Raw genomic sequence first — 16,309 nt, 5'->3', positions numbered from 1 at the left:
AAAAACAGGAACCCAGTTGGATTCCTGTTTTTTATTTAACCTATAATCACACGCTCTTTTGGATAATGGAATTTTGGTTTTTCTGATTTTCCTCCAAGTGAATACAGGAAGGAAATCAAGCCAACTCGTCCTATAAACATGAGTAACATAATAATGATTTTCCCAAAGGAGGACAGGTCTTCGGTCAGTCCGAGAGACATTCCACATGTACCGAACGCAGAAGTGATTTCAAAAACAATTTGAATCAAGGTTGCACTCTTTTCAGACAATGCAAGTATCATTGTTGAAATGAGCACCATCATACACGCTAATAAAATAACGGCAAACGATCGATATACATCAATTAAATAAATTTCACGTTTGAAGATTTTAATATCTTCCTTACCACGCGCAAAGTTGTATAAAAATAATGCAGCAATCGCAAAAGTTGTCGTGCGAATACCACCACCTACTGAACTAGGAGAGGCCCCAATAAACATGAGGAAGCTTAAAAACATATCCGTTGATTCATGGAATTGCGTAACATCTACCGTTGTCAAGCCAGCTGAGCGTGTCGAATTCGACTGAAACATTGCGGCAAATAAAGCCTCATGCCAACTCATCCCTTTGAATGAATGGAATGATTCAATTAATAATACGACAAGTGTTCCCACGACAAATAGCACGCCATATGTAACCGTTGTGATTTTTGCAAATAATGAAAAGCGGAATACCTCATTATGCTTACGCTTTAAAAATGCTTTTACTTCCACTAATACTGGAAAGCCAATCGCGCCAAGTGTAATTAAAATCATATGCACAACTTGTACAAAATAATCATTACGAAACGGTGCCATCGATGTTCCTGTAATATCAAACCCACCATTTGTCGTCGCAGATACAGCACCAAAAATACCATGTAGTAACGCTTGTCCAAATGTATCATGGTACGGAGTAAAATAAAAATAACATGTTAAAATTATCGCACCCACTGCTTCAATGCTTAATAAAATTTTAATAATTTCTTTAATTAAATGCACAACACCAGATAAATTATATTGATTGTGATCGACCATAATCAGCTGGCGCTCTCGCAAGCCAATTTTTTTCCCGACAACGAGCCATAAAAATGTACCCGCTGACATAATACCAATCGCGCCGAGTTGTAAAACAACGAGCAACATGATAATGCCAAATAATGAATACGTTTCAGAAACATTAATCGTCGTGAGTCCGGTTACGCTAACCGCACTAACAGCTGTAAATAAGCTATCAAGCCAGGATACATGAACGCCTGGCTTATGTACGCCCGGTAAACTCAATAGGATAAAGGAAACTGTCATCGCCGCAAAATAATATAAAACGATTACTTGGAAAGGTGTTGCACGTTTTTTTATCTTTTTTATACTTCCCATAAAATCGAGTCCTTTCAATTAGTTAACGTCATAATATCCTATTGTAGGAGAAAAGTTTGTAAAAAGATAGACTGTCTTATCCGAAAGAATTGTCAATATATTATTCCCTATAGTTACATATACAACCATAAAAAAATACTAGAACAAAATGTATCGGTTCCTAACAAAAAGAAGGAATCGCGCGCCCGCGCAATTCCTTCTTCTCTTATGCTTATTATTTATTTTTAGTGTTGTTCTTTTTTCGCACCACGAACACCCATAATATAACCACCGACTGCAATTACGACAAGTACTGTCCAGAATACTGCTTTCCATGCAAATGAATGTGGGAAATGTTCATCTAATACACCAATGTCTTTATGCGCTAATGTCATAACTGTTAACTTCACACCAACCCATCCTACGATTAAGAAAGCAGCTGTTTCTAGTTGTGGGTATTTTTGAAGTAATTTAACGAATGCTTGTGCAGCGAAACGCATAATTACAAGCCCGATAATACCTCCTAAGAACATAACGGTGAATTGACCACCATTGATACCGCCAATTTCCCACTCACCCCAATGAGGAAGTGTGACAGCTAATGCTACTGCTGCAAGCATTGAGTCAATTGCGAATGCTAAATCGGCTGCTTCTACTTTTACAACCGTCATCCAGAAGCCAGAGCCTTTTTTCACTGACTTTCCTTCTTCATCTACATGCTCATCATCGTCATGCCCTTTCCGCAGATCATATAAATTCTTCGCGCTAATGAATAGTAGATACGCAGCACCGATTGCTTGTACCCACCATAATTCGACGATTAATGTAATCATGAATAATGCAGCGAAACGCATAACGAATGCACCTAGTAAGCCGTAAAATAATGCTTTTTTCTGTTGTGCTGGTGGTAAGTGTTTTACCATTACAGCCATTACAACGGCGTTATCAGCTGCTAATAACCCTTCTAATGCAACTAGCACAAGTAGTACCCAACCATATTCCAATAATAGTTCCATTTGGATTTCTCCTCCTTTTTTGAACAAACAAAAAGAGACCCATGCCTAAATAAAGGCAAAGGTCTCACTTAGCAAAAAAGTTTTGCTCTTATAACCGATGATCTCTCTATAGATCATGTACTGACGATTATAAGGATAGGAACACGTCCTATAGCTACTCCCCCTTGACCGAAGTCAAAAGTTTATTCTGTTTGTTGTTACTGTTATTATAACAACATCTATTTCAAAAAGTAAATAAAAAAATACCGCTTTTGAAAACTTACATTTTTTTCAATTAAATTAAGTCCTGATACTATATAATTGTAACCATTTAACATATAAATACCTATCATCCAAAAACAATTATCATATTTTATTGATGTCATTACTAAATTTGTTATACTTAATTATAAGAAAATGATTCAGGAGGATTTTATGAGTGACATCCCTTTATTAACAAAAAATATGGACATGACATTAGAATTTTTTTTCTCGCAAAAAACAAGTTTATTTGTCATAAGCGATTGTCATTACAATCATTTTAAGGCGCAAGTATTTCACTATGCCCCTTTATTAACAACAATCGACTATGAAGCAATTAGCCATATTCAAACATGGGATATACTTCGAGATACTTACTTCATGTTAATGATTCCAAAAGATCAATACTTTGAAGAACCACTTACTAGCATGATTTTTAATGTCCGCCACCTGATTTTAAAACATGTACGAGAAAACGTAATATTCCCAACAATATTTGAAGCCATTCAACAACAACCTTCACGTGCTTATATCGCAGCAATTTCCATAACACGCTATTTAACGTATTGGTTAAGCGATATTTTCAAAAACTCATCATTACCGAATGAAGTACTACAAAATGAAGCATTACGTAATATGGATATTCGTCCACTCTTTGAAGAAAAATATAGTGCAATCGAACCTGTGCCTTCTGCAATCACAAATCTACAGGGGCGTATGTTGCGAAAAATCATTCAGTATTCGAATACACATGAGGAAGCATTAACAGTTCAATTACAGCAAGCTTTAGTAGACGCTCGTACACAATGGTCTATTTTTGAAAATCATCATGTTTAAAGAAAGTAGGGATTATATGCAAACGAAAGAGTATGAAAAAATCATTCAATCCCTTGAGCAACTGTGCTGTGAAGGTGCTTATGAACAGGCAAAAAACCAAGCATTTCATTATTATCAACTCGCTGCTGAAGAAAAAAATGATTTTGTTGAGCTTCACATGCTGCGCTACATGATGATGGCTAGTTCCAATTTAGGACAATATGAAATTTTATTGCACTTCTTTGAACGCTACGAATACCTCTGTCATGAGTTAGATGATGAGCAAAGCAAATTATTTTTAAATTTATATTTAACGTTTATTTATAACTATCAAGGCTATTACGAACAATCAATGTATGTACTAAAACGAGCATGTCGAATGGCCCTGAAAAAAAAGAACCAGCTCGCAATCGTCGAATCATTTAGTAACGCGTGTCATACAGCAACACTATTAAAAGATTATTCCCATGCGATTCAATATGCACTCATTGGTATGACCCATCTTAGCGATGATATCAAGCATCCTATTTTGGCGATGCGGATTGAAATGAATTTAAGTGAAGCACTTATTTATGACGGACAACTTACGTTAGCACAGCGCTATATACAGCGTAATCGAACCATTATTGAAGAACCTTGCTATACGCCATTTGCGAGTGACCAAGCAACATACTATCGTCTAAAAGCGCTACTAGCACAACAAGACCAGCAGCTACTTGCAGCAAAGGTGTATTTAAAACAAGCATTAGCGATTTTATTACGTAACTCACATATGGCTGATTTGGTTCATACCGTCCATGCCAATCTACTATTGGCAAAAAAACGCTTAGATGACCCTTATACAAGTTCAATGGATCATGTACTGACAACATTAACGATGAATACTTCTCAGCAGCGTATCGATGATATTACGACATTGAATATTCAACGTCATGTCCAGCGTGATAAGATGGCTACACAACTATTTGATGATGCCATGGGCTCATACCGTGCTAAAGGTGTATTTCAAATTGTCAATGATTGGTTAGCACAACACGATCATGTCGATTGTGCTGTGATGACCATTGATACGCTCGATGAGAAGGATGCACGCTTTCAACAACTGATACAGCAAATCCATCTACTCATGGCGAATCAGCATAGTATTGTCGGCTTTAATTACCAACAAATTTTACTGTTCTGGCGTAATCAGCCCCGTACACATATTACAGCTCAGCTTTTGCAAATTGAACAACTTATTCAGAGCAATGGCTTAGTCGCAACAATTGGTCAAAGCTCAAGTAATAATGATACGATTTATGCGAAAGAGCTGCATAACTTTGCCTATGCGCAGCTCTATTATATGCGTGAATTAAATACACAAATTAATATGGAACAAAATTAAAATGAGATTGGGACAAAACATGTCATGTTCCTTTTTTAGCGTTCGCAACGAAAAACCGGAACCGCGCTTTTGCGCGATTCCGGTTTTTCTTATGATCATAGGAGAGATTGTTTTTAGACGTATCTCCTAGCCTCTTTTTAGTTATTCTTTTCAACGAATTCAACAAAGTTTGTTGTCACCATGTCTAAAAAATTCACCGTGTTATCATCCGTTAAATTGCCTTGTTCATCAAATTTTGTATGCGCTGCACCAACAACCACTTGGTTTGCACCAGCTAAAAATGGAGAGTCAATACCAGGTGAGCGTAAGACATCATGTAAATGTGCTTGTGCTTTTACAGTGCCTAATGCACCCATTGAAGCCCCCATTACTAATGATGGCTTTCCGACCATTACACGATTAACACGTGATAGCCAGTCAATAGCATTTACTAAAACGCCTGGCATCGTACCATTATACTCAGGTGTGAACCAAATCACTGCATCTGCTGCCGCTACTTTTTCTTTAAAGCTTTTTACTTCTTGAGGTGCATCATTTTCAATATCTTGATTATACAAAGGAATATTTTCCAATGTCAGTACTTCCATTTCAAATTTATGCTCAAATTGTTTTGCTACAAAATTTGCGAGTGCTTTATTTAATGAATCTTTACGAACTGAACCTACAATACCTACTACTTTCATGCTTTACGACCTCCATTTTATCTCAATTTCAAGATGATTGTATCGCTTCATGTAATATTTTTCAATTATTTTGACTTATAAAAGTCAAAATACCATAAAAAAAGATACTTTCCTAAGTAGGAAAGCACCTTCTTTTACTTATAGTAAGCTATATAGCTCAACTTCTGGATATTTATCTTCGAACCAACGCATCGCGAATTGGTTTTCAAATAAGAATACTTTATTGCCAAAACGATCATTTACTAAAATTGATCGTGGACCAGTCATTGAATCTTTGATTACTTCTTCATTACGAATCCAGCGCGCCATTTTTTGGCCGATATGTTCCATAATAACATCCACATTGTATTCATTTTTCATTCGGTTTTCAAATACTTCAAATTGTAATTGACCAACCGCACCAAGAATGATGTCTTCTGTAAATAATGTTTTATAGTACTGAATTGCACCCTCTTGTACAAGCTGGTCAATCCCTTTATGGAAGTGTTTTTGTTTCATAACGTTTTTCGCACTTACACGTACGAATAACTCTGGTGTGAATTGTGGTAGTTTTTCGAATTGGAATTTCTTTTTACCACCAACGATTGTATCACCAATTTGGTAGTTCCCTGTATCATATAAACCGATAATATCCCCTGCTACGGCTTCATTTGCTGTTTCACGATCATCCGCTAAAAATGTTGTTGCTTGTGTTACTTTAAATGATTTGCCTGTGCGGTTCATCGTAATATTCATACCGCGTGTAAACTTACCAGAAACGATACGTACAAAGGCAATACGGTCACGGTGAGCTGGATTCATATTTGCTTGAATTTTAAATACAAAACCTGAGAAGTCTTTATCTGTTGGCTCTACAATTGTTTCTTGTTCTGTTAAACGAGGTTGTGGCCCTGGCGCAAATTTTAAGTATGTTTCTAAAAATGTTTGCACACCAAAGTTTGTTAACGCAGAACCGAAGAATACAGGTGTTAATTGACCTTTTTCAATTGCTTCTTCAGAGAAGTCATTTCCTGCTTCGTCTAATAATAAAATGTCATCTAATGCTTGTGTATAATAAGACGTTTTTGTCATATCATTTTCAACATCAATTGTTCCTTCATCATTTAATGGAATAAAGCGGTCTTCTTCTTCCGTACGGAATTGTTCAATACGACGATTATAACGATCGTAAATTCCTAAGAATTCTTTACCCATACCGATTGGCCAGTTCATTGGATATGCATTGATACCTAATACTTCTTCTAAGTCTTCAATTAGTTCCAATGGTTCTCTACCTTGACGGTCTAATTTGTTAATGAATGTGAAAATAGGAATACCACGCATACGACAAACTTGGAAAAGTTTTTTCGTTTGTGCTTCAATCCCTTTCGCAGCATCAATAACCATGACTGCACTATCGACAGCCATTAACGTACGATACGTATCCTCAGAAAAGTCTTGGTGCCCTGGTGTATCTAAAATGTTAACGCGGCAACCATCGTAATCAAATTGCATTACAGAAGATGTTACTGAGATACCACGTTGTTTTTCGATTTCCATCCAGTCAGATGTCGCAAATTTCCCTGTTTTTTTACCTTTTACAGTACCCGCATCGCGAATTGCGCCACCGAAGTATAAAAGTTTTTCTGTAATTGTCGTTTTACCAGCATCGGGGTGAGAGATAATGGCAAAGGTACGACGTGAAAGAATATCTTGTTCTAAATTCGTAGTCATGTTGTTCTCCTTTATTTTAAATCAATATACGATTAATCATTCAATTTATAACTGCTACTTGTACACCTACATAAGATATCACCTATTAGTTTAAATTCAAATGCTCGTGTTCTATTACTTAACTTATCAAGTATATCAAAAATGAAAGCATGAAAAAAGAGGATGTGCTTCGAATACACTATCCTCTTTCATACAATTACGCTTTTGTAACATTTAGCACTTGGCCAATTTTAATCGTTGATGATTTTAAACCGTTCCATTTTTTTAAATTCGTTACAGTCGTACCATACTTTTTCGCAATTTTTGTTAACGTGTCGCCTTTTACTACTTTGTATGTCATGTTTGCTTTTGCTGTTAATTTTAATTTTTGACCAATTTTAATCGTTGATGATTTTAAACCATTCCATTTTTTTAAATTTGTTACAGTCGTACCATACTTTTTCGCAATTTTTGTTAACGTATCGCCTTTTTTCACTGTATGAATTGTCGCTTTTTTAGACGTTTCTGTCACATTAATTGATGTATCTTTACCTGCTGGTGTTACAGTCGTATTTGTCGATGACGTATCTTTTTCATCCACTGTAGGTACTGTTTTTGAAACATATAAGGTTTGACCAACAAAAATCGTTGTCGTTTTTAATGAATTCCAGCTTGTTAGATTTTTCACTGTTGTACTATATTTTTTTGCGATTTTCGTTAACGTATCACCTTTTTTCACAACATAGGTTGTACCTTTTGAAATCGAATTCCCTGTTTGTGTCACGGTCGTATTTGAGCTAGTAGAACCTGTTGTTAATGGTGCATCGAATTGTGTTAAATCATAGCGTGCGATTAAGTCGTTTAATTTTGTGTTGTAACGAGTATCTGTTGCATATGTACCTGTTAAGGCTTTCGTTGCGTCTTTATATGTTTTTGCGTTTTCACGCCACGCTTTACTATAATATTTTGCGTTCCAGCTAACACCGTAACGTAATTTTTTTGCATTATCTTCTAATGATTCTTTGTAAGAAGGATATTTACGGAATTTTGCTGTGATTGTGTAGTACTGCCCTTTACCGTTATCTTCTAATGTTTTCATATTCACATATTGCCCGTTATAGTCACCTTTAATGCCGAATAAGTTATAATTTGGTGCTGAAGCTAGCGCGCTTCGACCATAACTACTTTCTAAAATCGCCTGTGCCATCATAACCGAGCCATAAATGCCATATTGTTGAGAAAGCGTCACAACATCTGGTGAAACTTGATCAATAAAACTTTCGACAGTGGCTGTTGCACTTTTCGCTTTTGCTAAAACTTTTGTGTTTTCCTCAGCTGTATTTGCCGTTAAGTTGCTTACTGTTGATTCTTTTTGCACAGCTGTTGTTGCCTGAACAGTTGAAGCAAGTGTTGCGGTAGTCACAACGGTTGCCATTGCTGCTGCAAGCCATTTGCCTTTTTGATTCATGTAACTATTCCCTTCTCTATAACCTTTTTCTGTTACTATTAGATAACATTAGAATACCATTAATGTTTCAAATTGGGTAGGACACTAAAAAAATGACATAAACATCACATAATTGTAATGTTTATGTCATTTTTCGACAATAATTATTTAGCGTATTTTTTTGCCGCTTCATCTAATGCGATTTGGGCATCGCTATGCGGATACTTTGTGTTTTCAATGATTTGATAATCTTCATGGCCTTTACCTGCAAAGAGGATTAAATCCCCAGGTTCAGACATTTGTACAGCATGACGCACCGCTTCTTCACGTTCCCCGATACATGCATAATTTTTATGTTCCATCCCTTTTTCAAGGTCGCCCATAATTGAATCATACGCTTCGTAACGTGGATCATCTGTTGTTAATATAACATATTCAGCTTTTGACGCTTTGCGTGCCATGTCTGGACGTTTCGATTTATCACGGTTACCGCCTGTACCAATCACAAAAATCATCTTGTTCTTTTTGTATGGCATTGCGGCATCGATTGCTTTCTCAATTGCGTCTGGTGTATGTGCATAGTCAACGAAAATATCGATTGGTAAATCACCTGTTGGTACACGTTCCATACGACCTTTAATCGCTGTTAAGCTTTCTAATTGCTCGATAACATCATCGATTGGATAGCCTTTTGCGTAAAGTGCTGCAACGGCTGCAAGTGCATTGTAGACGTTAAATTCACCTAATAATTTTAATTCCACATGACGTTCGCCTTCAGGAGTTAACATCGTGAATTCTGTATGTTCATTATGATACGTAATATCCACACCACGGAAGTCTGCTGTCTCATCGTGAAGTGCATAGCGCCAAATCGGGAATGGTGTTAGCGTTTCGTATTTTTCGCTCCAAGCATCGTCTGAGTTTAACACGACATGTTTATCTTTTGTTAAATCTTGGCCAAGTTGTGAGAATAACATTCCTTTTGCATTCCCGTAGTTTTCCATTGTTCCATGGAAATCTAAATGGTCCTGTGTGAGATTTGTAAAAATCGCGACATCAAAGTCAATACCTGCTACACGTCCTAATACAAGACCGTGTGAGGAGACTTCCATAATCATCGCACGACAATGCTCTGATTTTGCACGGAAAATCATTTGTTGGGTAGAAAGTGCATCACTTGTTGTATTTGAAGATTGATATAATGTGCCATTAATATCAAAACCAATTGTTCCTTTTAATGCTGATTTAATCCCTAATCCAAGAAGCATTTTTTCAATCATATTCGATACAGTCGTTTTACCGTTCGTACCTGTAACACCAATCATTGTTAAATCTTGTGATGGGTAGTCAAAGAATTTCGCCGCTAAAATACCTAGCGTACGATCTGTACTGCGGACGATAACTTGCGCCACATCACCTGTTAAATCTAGTTCGCGCTCGGTAACAACGACTGTTGCGCCGCTATCAACAGCTTGTTGTGCATAATCATGCCCATCTACTGTATAGCCCTTAATACAAATAAAAATTGTTTTTTCTTCTACTGCACGTGAATCAATCGCCATATTACGCACTTCTTCTGGAAGTGTACCGACGATACGTTTTTGCGCTAAGCGATGTAATAGTTCTGTAGTTTGCATAAAATTAGTCCTCCTCATCGATCATTGGAGAAGTAACATAAGCGTATAATAAAGCAGCTGTATGGCGTAAAGAGTCTACATGTGTACGTTCAAAAGCATGTGATGATTCAATGCCTGCACCGAATAATGCATGGCGCACATCAAAGCCTGCGCGAATTGCTGCCGATGCATCCGAACCATAATGTGGATAAATATCGAGCTTATACTCAATATTATTGGCATTAGCAAGAGCTACTAACTGACGAGTCAATTCATAATGGTAAGGACCACTAGAATCTTTCGCACAAATTGAAACCGTATATTCATCAGATTGTTGGCCATCGCCAATTGCACCCATATCGACTGCAATATACTCTACGGTTTGCTCTGGTACGCTTGCATTTCCCCCGTAACCGATTTCTTCGTTGTTTGAAATATAAAAGTGAGTTGTGTAAGGGAGTTCAATTGACTCGTTTTTAATCAATTTTAATAATTGAATAAGAAGTGTTGTACTCGCTTTGTCATCTAAATGGCGAGATTTAACAAAGCCTGATTCCGTAAACTCAAAACGGTTATCAAATGAAATAAAGTCGCCTACTTCAATACCTAATGCACGCGTATCTTCTGCTGATGTTGTCTTCGCATCAACACGTACTTCAATATGCTTTTCGTCGCGTGGTAACGTGCCCATTTCACTGTAAACATGGACAGATGTTTCGTGCATTAATATAGTACCACGAATTGCTTCACCTCGTGCGGTATGAATTGTACAATATTCACCTTCTACCGCATTCCAGCGGAAACCACCTACCATTGATAATGCAAGGCGACCAGAAGATTTTACTTCCTTCACCATGGCACCTAATGTATCCGTGTGCGCTGTTAATAAACGATGACGGTCATCATTTTTCCCTTTAACAGTCGCAATAAGCGCACCTTTATTTGTTTGTACATATGATACACCAATGTCATCTAGCATACTCGCCATCAATTTCATGATTTTGGTCGTATAACCCGATGGACTTGGTGTATTTGTTAACGTTTCTAATAGTTGAATGGTTTCTTTTTCATTAAAAATTTGCACAGTAGAAAATCTCCTTTATTTTTAAATAGTAGAAAGGCGTAAATATATTCTTCCATCATATCAAAATATGCCTTTTTCCGACAGAGAGAAATCATGGTATGATAGTATCATCAAGTATTCGAGGTGTCTTTATGAAGAACTCTACTAGTTTACGTAGAAGAAATCAATTCTTGCTATTTCTTTATACACTTGGCATGTTTTTATTTACATTTCTATGTATGATTCGTGGACTAGATTATCCACTTGCCGCTCCAATTATTTTTGTTATAATCGGCGGTATTTTTTCGATTATTTTTGCAACAAAAAAATTAAGCGAGCCTTTAAATGCTGCTCTTATCATTCTTTTATTAAATATAACGGGTGTCGTGACACTAATTAATACCGATAATCCTTTTTACGTTTTATTCCTAATTTTTGACTTATTGCTTATTTCGCTTTATTTTTCATTCATACTCAACGTTGTCATGCTCATTGTGACGTTTCTTGAAACTGGTTTGTTAACGTATTGGTTATTTCCAGAGCTATGGCGCGCCTTATCTAGCGAGCAACTCTTTTGGCTCCTCATCTCAATTTTATTTCTTATTACGTTTAGCCTCGTTCAAGCACTGTATTTACACGCATCAAATCGATCAATCGAACGAAAAAATGATTCAATGGAAAAAGAGTTTGAATCAAAAGAAGGCTATTTAAAATTGTTTTTTGAGAACGCAAAAGACAGCATTGCTGTTTTTGATTTAGATAATAAAGTCATTGCCGCCAATCCCGCTTTTGTAAAGCTCTATGGCTGGTCCTTAGAAGAAAGCATCGGTCAACAAATTCCGATGGTTCCGCCAGATTATTATGAAGCTTCGAAAAAACGTATTACGAATATGGTCGCTGGTGAAAGCTTTGACTTACTCCAAACAAAAGATATGAAAAAAGATGGCACTATCTTTGATGCTGAAGTAACATTGTCACCTATTTTCGATGCAAATGGACAAGTTATTGCGACGTCCGTTATTACACGTGATGTTTCGTATCGTAAGGAAGCGGAGGAATTACGTGTGCAGTCTGAAAAATTAAAAGTGGCGGGTGAAATTGCAGCGGGTGTTGCGCATGAAGTGAAAAACCCACTATCCGTTATTTCAGGCTTCGTTCAAATGATGAATGAAGATGTCAATTCGCCCTATACTTACTATACGAAATTAATTAAATCTGAGATTGACCGTATTAATTTAATTATTAGCGAATTCTTAGTGCTATCTAAACCACATGCCCAAGATGCAAAAGATTTTAATATTGAGCATATACTACAAGATATGCTTGCGCTCTTTAAACTTGAAATGGATGTTAAAAACATTACAATTCATGAGGTTTGGGATGCACCAAATGCTATTATCAAAGGGGATGCTAACCAAATTAAACAGGTGTTTATTAATATTTTCAAAAATGCGATTGAAGCCATTGAAGCAGAAGGTCATATCGATTTTGCGATGACAACCACTACTACGCACGTCGTTGTAAAAATTTCAGACAACGGCATTGGTATGAAAAAAGACGTTGTTGATAACATTTTCCAACCATTCTATACAACGAAAGAAAAAGGAACAGGTCTTGGCATGATGATTACTGAAAAAATCATTCATGAGCATAAAGGAGATATTAAAATTAAAAGCACATATGGTGTAGGTACGGAATTTACAATTCTATTACCACTCAGCACAATTTTTTATAACAATTAAAAAAACACTTCCAGGTAGTATTCTCTGGAAGTGTTTTTTAGTTAGCGCATAATCGTTTTTACTAATGCGACTTTCTTTTTATACGGTGGGAATAACACATTATTTGCGAGTTTTGTTGAACGTTTCAAAATTGATTTTGGATGTGTGAAACAGTCAAAGCTTGCGCGGCCATGATAATTCCCCATGCCCGATTCACCTACACCACCGAATGGTAAATGTAGTGAGCCAACATGTGTAATCGTATCATTAATGCAACCGCCACCAAATGGTAAGTTTTCTAAGAAATAATCAACAGCCTTATCAGACTCAGAGAATAGGTACGCTGCAAGTGGTTTTGGTTTCTTTTTAATTAAGCGGATTGCCGTTTCTAAATCTTCGTACACTAAAATCGGCATAATCGGGCCAAAAATTTCATCTTCCATAATCGGACTATTCCATTTTACATCTTGTAAAACAGTAGGAGCGATGTACAGGTCTTCAGGATCTTGTTGGCCACCAATCAATACCTCACTCTGCATTTGCTGTAGCAATGCGCTTAATCGTTCAAATTGACGTGTATTAATAATACGACCGAAGTCTTTTGAATTTTGGGGATCTTTACCGTAAAATTTTGTCAGCGTTTTTTTCAATTGACGTAAAAATGGTACCTTTACGGATTCATGCACAAGCACATAGTCTGGTGCCACACATGTTTGACCAGCATTTGTGAATTTACCCCATGCAAGACGTTTTGCAGCCACTTCTAAATTAGCCGTTTGATCAACGATAGCTGGACTCTTACCACCTAACTCAAGGGCATACGGTGTTAGGCGCTCTGCACAGGCAGCAGCGACAATTTTGCCGACTGCGACACTCCCGGTAAAGAAAATAAAATCAAATTCTGCATGAATTAATCCTTGCACTACTTCTTTCTCGCCTTCTACAACAGCAACATATTCACGGTCAAATGTTTCCTCTAAAATTTGGCGAACGATCATCGCTGTGTATGGCGCCGTTTCACCCGGCTTCACAATCGCTGTATTGCCGCTCATAATTGCACCTACTAGTGGCTCCATGACTAATTGGAATGGATAATTAAATGGCCCAATAATACAGGTCACACCATATGGTTCACGTACGATAAAACTTTTCCCTGGTTGAAATTGAATCGGCGTAGATGTTGTTACAGGATGCATCCATTCCTCTAGGTTTTTCAGTGCAAAACTAATCGAATCGTAAAGAATCCCAATTTCTGTTGCAAAGGCTTCAAAGTCACTTTTGTGTAAATCTCGATATAACGCTTCGGTAATCTTTTTCTCGTTACTAGAAATGGCCTTCTTCAGTTTTTTCAATTGGTCTTTTCGAAAAGTTAATGAACGCGTTGCACCACTATCAAAATATCGGCGTTGTTCGTCAATTAAATGTTCAATATGTTCCACGTGTTGTTTCCCCCTTCACTTCACTATTAGTTGAATTGTATCACTTTTCCACGCTTTTCTTCCATTCGGACCTTCTCAAATTATTCCAAATAAAACGGTTTAAGACATCCCAAAAGGAGGAAAGCTAATAAATAACGACAAGAAAGGATGATGAATGATGACAGTATTCTTTACTTCACAAGCAACAGCGAAAAATGGACGAGAAGGTCATGTTGAATCAAATACCGGTTCAATTAACATCGACCTCACAAATCCAGCGAAAGATAAAGATCCTTCAAAAACAAATCCTGAAGAACTATTTGCAGCAGGTTATGCAGCCTGCTATGATGGCGCGCTCAACTTAGCAGCGAAAAAAGCCGGCCACAAAATCGACTCTACCGTCACAGCAAAAGTTAGCCTACAATCAGATGAAAATGATGGTGGTTTTAAAATTGGTGTCATTCTAGTTGTTGATATTCAAGGTGTATCCCAAGAAGTTGGTGAGGAACTTACGGCTACTGCCCATCAAAATTGTCCATACTCTAAAGCAACACGTGACAATATCGATGTAGAAATTATTACACAAGCACAAATTTAATGTTGCATTTTCTTAAAACATCTGTATAATTAAATATTAGGTGCCAAACCTATTGCTATTCTTTTTTGAATAGCAGACTTACTCGCTCATAACAGCCGGATGCTGGAGCGAGTTTGTTTTTTTCGGCGGGAAGATGAGCTCCCGCCATTTTATTTTGTCTAAAATCGTATGCACATATATAAAAAGGACGTTCACACTGTAATTTCAATGTGAACGTCCTTATTTTATTTAGACAAATAAATTTAATAGCAAGTAAATTAATCCTGCTAATGTTGCTGAGATTGGTAATGTAATAATCCATGTTAAGACGATTTTACGAGCAACGCCCCATTTTACGCCTTTCACACGTTGTGCTGCACCAACACCCATGATAGCTGAAGAAATAACATGTGTCGTTGATACTGGCAAATGAATCAATGTCGCACCGAAGATGATTGAAGCAGATGATAGGTCAGCTGCTACACCATTTACTGGACGAATTTTCATGATTTTACCACCAACTGTTTTGATGATTTTATAACCACCAATTGACGTACCTAGACCCATTGCAAGTGCACAGGCAAAACGTACCCATTCCTGTACCTCATCATCTGATTGCATACCTGCAGCAATTAAAGCCATTGTAATGATACCCATTGCTTTTTGCGCATCATTTGTACCGTGCGTGAAAGCTTGTAATGCTGCCGTACCAATTTGTACTGTACGGAAGCCTTTATTCGTTTTATATAAATTAAAGCCCTTAAAAATAACTTTAAAGAGTGACATCATCAAGAATCCGACCGCAATCGCGATAAACGGAGATAGAAGTAACGCTTGTAAAATTTTAATAAAGCCTTCGTAGTTTAAAATACCAAAACCTGCTGCGGCAATTGCGGCACCCGCAATCGAACCGATAATTGCATGAGATGAACTTGATGGAATCCCGAAGTACCATGTAATTAAGTTCCATGCAATTGCGGCAATTAATGCTGCTAAAATAACGAGCGTTCCATTTTGAAGAGCAAATGGATCAACGATATCTTTCGTAATCGCCTTCGCTACACCTGTGAATGTAATCGCACCAACAAAGTTCATGATTGCTGCCATAATAACAGCCGTTTTTGGTGGTAACGCACGCGTTGAAACCGATGTAGCAATGGCATTTGCTGTGTCATGGAAGCCGTTAATAAAGTCAAATGCAAGTGCAAAGACAACGACCAAAAGCGTTAAAAGTATTAGTGTATCCATCTAATCAGCCTGCCT

13 protein-coding genes are annotated in these 16,309 nt (G+C 37.1%); 4 read left to right on the top strand and 9 right to left on the bottom strand.

Translation table 11 applies throughout. From position 1 onward, the window contains the following. Window positions 1-35 precede the first annotated feature (35 nt). Together KTHG_RS02150 and KTHG_RS02145 are read right to left on the bottom strand one after the other, a co-directional pair. Window positions 36-1,394: a TrkH family potassium uptake protein gene (locus KTHG_RS02150; protein WP_020189278.1), complete on the bottom strand. Its 1,359-nt coding sequence runs from the start codon at window positions 1,392-1,394 to the stop codon at window positions 36-38. Between the two features lie 224 nt (window positions 1,395-1,618). Next, window positions 1,619-2,389, bottom strand: coding sequence for a TerC family protein (locus KTHG_RS02145; RefSeq protein ID WP_020189277.1), 771 nt, complete (start codon window positions 2,387-2,389; stop codon window positions 1,619-1,621). Between the two features lie 414 nt (window positions 2,390-2,803). Between KTHG_RS02145 and KTHG_RS02140 the strand changes: the two genes are divergently transcribed. Next, the gene (locus KTHG_RS02140) at window positions 2,804-3,466 is read left to right on the top strand and encodes a hypothetical protein (protein ID WP_020189276.1); all 663 of its coding nucleotides are present in this window, start codon (window positions 2,804-2,806) and stop codon (window positions 3,464-3,466) included. Between the two features lie 16 nt (window positions 3,467-3,482). After that, window positions 3,483-4,829, top strand: a complete 1,347-nt coding sequence (locus tag KTHG_RS02135; protein WP_020189275.1) for a hypothetical protein — start codon at window positions 3,483-3,485, stop codon at window positions 4,827-4,829. 137 nt (window positions 4,830-4,966) lie between these two features. Here the strand turns inward: KTHG_RS02135 and KTHG_RS02130 are convergent, their stop codons facing one another. From KTHG_RS02130 to KTHG_RS02110, 5 genes are all read right to left on the bottom strand, one after another. After that, window positions 4,967-5,512 (bottom strand): NADPH-dependent FMN reductase, encoded by a 546-nt coding sequence (locus KTHG_RS02130; RefSeq protein ID WP_020189274.1) that lies wholly within the window; start codon window positions 5,510-5,512, stop codon window positions 4,967-4,969. A 138-nt stretch (window positions 5,513-5,650) separates the two neighbouring features. Next, window positions 5,651-7,225 (bottom strand): peptide chain release factor 3, encoded by a 1,575-nt coding sequence (locus KTHG_RS02125; RefSeq protein ID WP_020189273.1) that lies wholly within the window; start codon window positions 7,223-7,225, stop codon window positions 5,651-5,653. 196 nt (window positions 7,226-7,421) lie between these two features. Continuing rightward, window positions 7,422-8,672, bottom strand: coding sequence for a LysM peptidoglycan-binding domain-containing protein (locus KTHG_RS22040; RefSeq protein WP_020189272.1), 1,251 nt, complete (start codon window positions 8,670-8,672; stop codon window positions 7,422-7,424). 143 nt (window positions 8,673-8,815) lie between these two features. Next, on the bottom strand, window positions 8,816-10,288 hold the full coding sequence (locus tag KTHG_RS02115) for a UDP-N-acetylmuramoyl-L-alanyl-D-glutamate--2,6-diaminopimelate ligase (RefSeq protein ID WP_020189271.1): 1,473 nt from the start codon (window positions 10,286-10,288) through the stop codon (window positions 8,816-8,818). 4 nt (window positions 10,289-10,292) lie between these two features. Continuing rightward, window positions 10,293-11,351, bottom strand: a complete 1,059-nt coding sequence (locus KTHG_RS02110) for a M42 family metallopeptidase (RefSeq protein ID WP_020189270.1) — start codon at window positions 11,349-11,351, stop codon at window positions 10,293-10,295. A gap of 98 nt (window positions 11,352-11,449) precedes the next feature. On the opposite strand from KTHG_RS02110, the gene KTHG_RS02105 reads away from it, so the two are divergent. Further along, window positions 11,450-13,072 (top strand): two-component system sensor histidine kinase NtrB, encoded by a 1,623-nt coding sequence (locus KTHG_RS02105; RefSeq protein WP_255512325.1) that lies wholly within the window; start codon window positions 11,450-11,452, stop codon window positions 13,070-13,072. Window positions 13,073-13,113: 41 nt separating this feature from the next. Here KTHG_RS02105 and KTHG_RS02100 read toward each other — a convergent pair whose 3' ends face one another. After that, on the bottom strand, window positions 13,114-14,490 hold the full coding sequence (locus KTHG_RS02100; RefSeq protein ID WP_020189268.1) for an aldehyde dehydrogenase: 1,377 nt from the start codon (window positions 14,488-14,490) through the stop codon (window positions 13,114-13,116). Window positions 14,491-14,644: 154 nt separating this feature from the next. Here KTHG_RS02100 and KTHG_RS02095 point away from each other — a divergent pair, with 154 nt between their 5' ends. Further along, on the top strand, window positions 14,645-15,067 hold the full coding sequence (locus KTHG_RS02095; protein WP_020189267.1) for an Ohr family peroxiredoxin: 423 nt from the start codon (window positions 14,645-14,647) through the stop codon (window positions 15,065-15,067). A gap of 228 nt (window positions 15,068-15,295) precedes the next feature. Here the strand turns inward: KTHG_RS02095 and KTHG_RS02090 are convergent, their stop codons facing one another. Then, entirely contained in the window at window positions 15,296-16,294 is a 999-nt protein-coding gene (locus KTHG_RS02090) for an inorganic phosphate transporter (protein ID WP_020189265.1), read from the bottom strand. Window positions 16,295-16,309: the final 15 nt, after the last annotated feature.

Source organism: Kurthia sp. Dielmo (assembly GCF_000307285.2).
GTDB lineage: Bacteria > Bacillota > Bacilli > Bacillales_A > Planococcaceae > Kurthia > Kurthia populi.
This window is presented reverse-complemented; position numbering and strand designations above follow the sequence as displayed.

Coding starts and splice junctions, on each gene's coding strand:
- KTHG_RS02140 (WP_020189276.1), top strand. CDS start 2,804: ATGAGTGACATCCCTTTATTAACAAAAAATATGGACATGACATTAGAA.
- KTHG_RS02095 (WP_020189267.1), top strand. CDS start 14,645: ATGATGACAGTATTCTTTACTTCACAAGCAACAGCGAAAAATGGACGA.
- KTHG_RS22040 (WP_020189272.1), bottom strand. CDS start 8,672: ATGAATCAAAAAGGCAAATGGCTTGCAGCAGCAATGGCAACCGTTGTG.
- KTHG_RS02130 (WP_020189274.1), bottom strand. CDS start 5,512: ATGAAAGTAGTAGGTATTGTAGGTTCAGTTCGTAAAGATTCATTAAAT.
- KTHG_RS02150 (WP_020189278.1), bottom strand. CDS start 1,394: ATGGGAAGTATAAAAAAGATAAAAAAACGTGCAACACCTTTCCAAGTA.
- KTHG_RS02105 (WP_255512325.1), top strand. CDS start 11,450: ATGATAGTATCATCAAGTATTCGAGGTGTCTTTATGAAGAACTCTACT.
- KTHG_RS02115 (WP_020189271.1), bottom strand. CDS start 10,288: ATGCAAACTACAGAACTATTACATCGCTTAGCGCAAAAACGTATCGTC.
- KTHG_RS02135 (WP_020189275.1), top strand. CDS start 3,483: ATGCAAACGAAAGAGTATGAAAAAATCATTCAATCCCTTGAGCAACTG.
- KTHG_RS02125 (WP_020189273.1), bottom strand. CDS start 7,225: ATGACTACGAATTTAGAACAAGATATTCTTTCACGTCGTACCTTTGCC.
- KTHG_RS02090 (WP_020189265.1), bottom strand. CDS start 16,294: ATGGATACACTAATACTTTTAACGCTTTTGGTCGTTGTCTTTGCACTT.
- KTHG_RS02145 (WP_020189277.1), bottom strand. CDS start 2,389: ATGGAACTATTATTGGAATATGGTTGGGTACTACTTGTGCTAGTTGCA.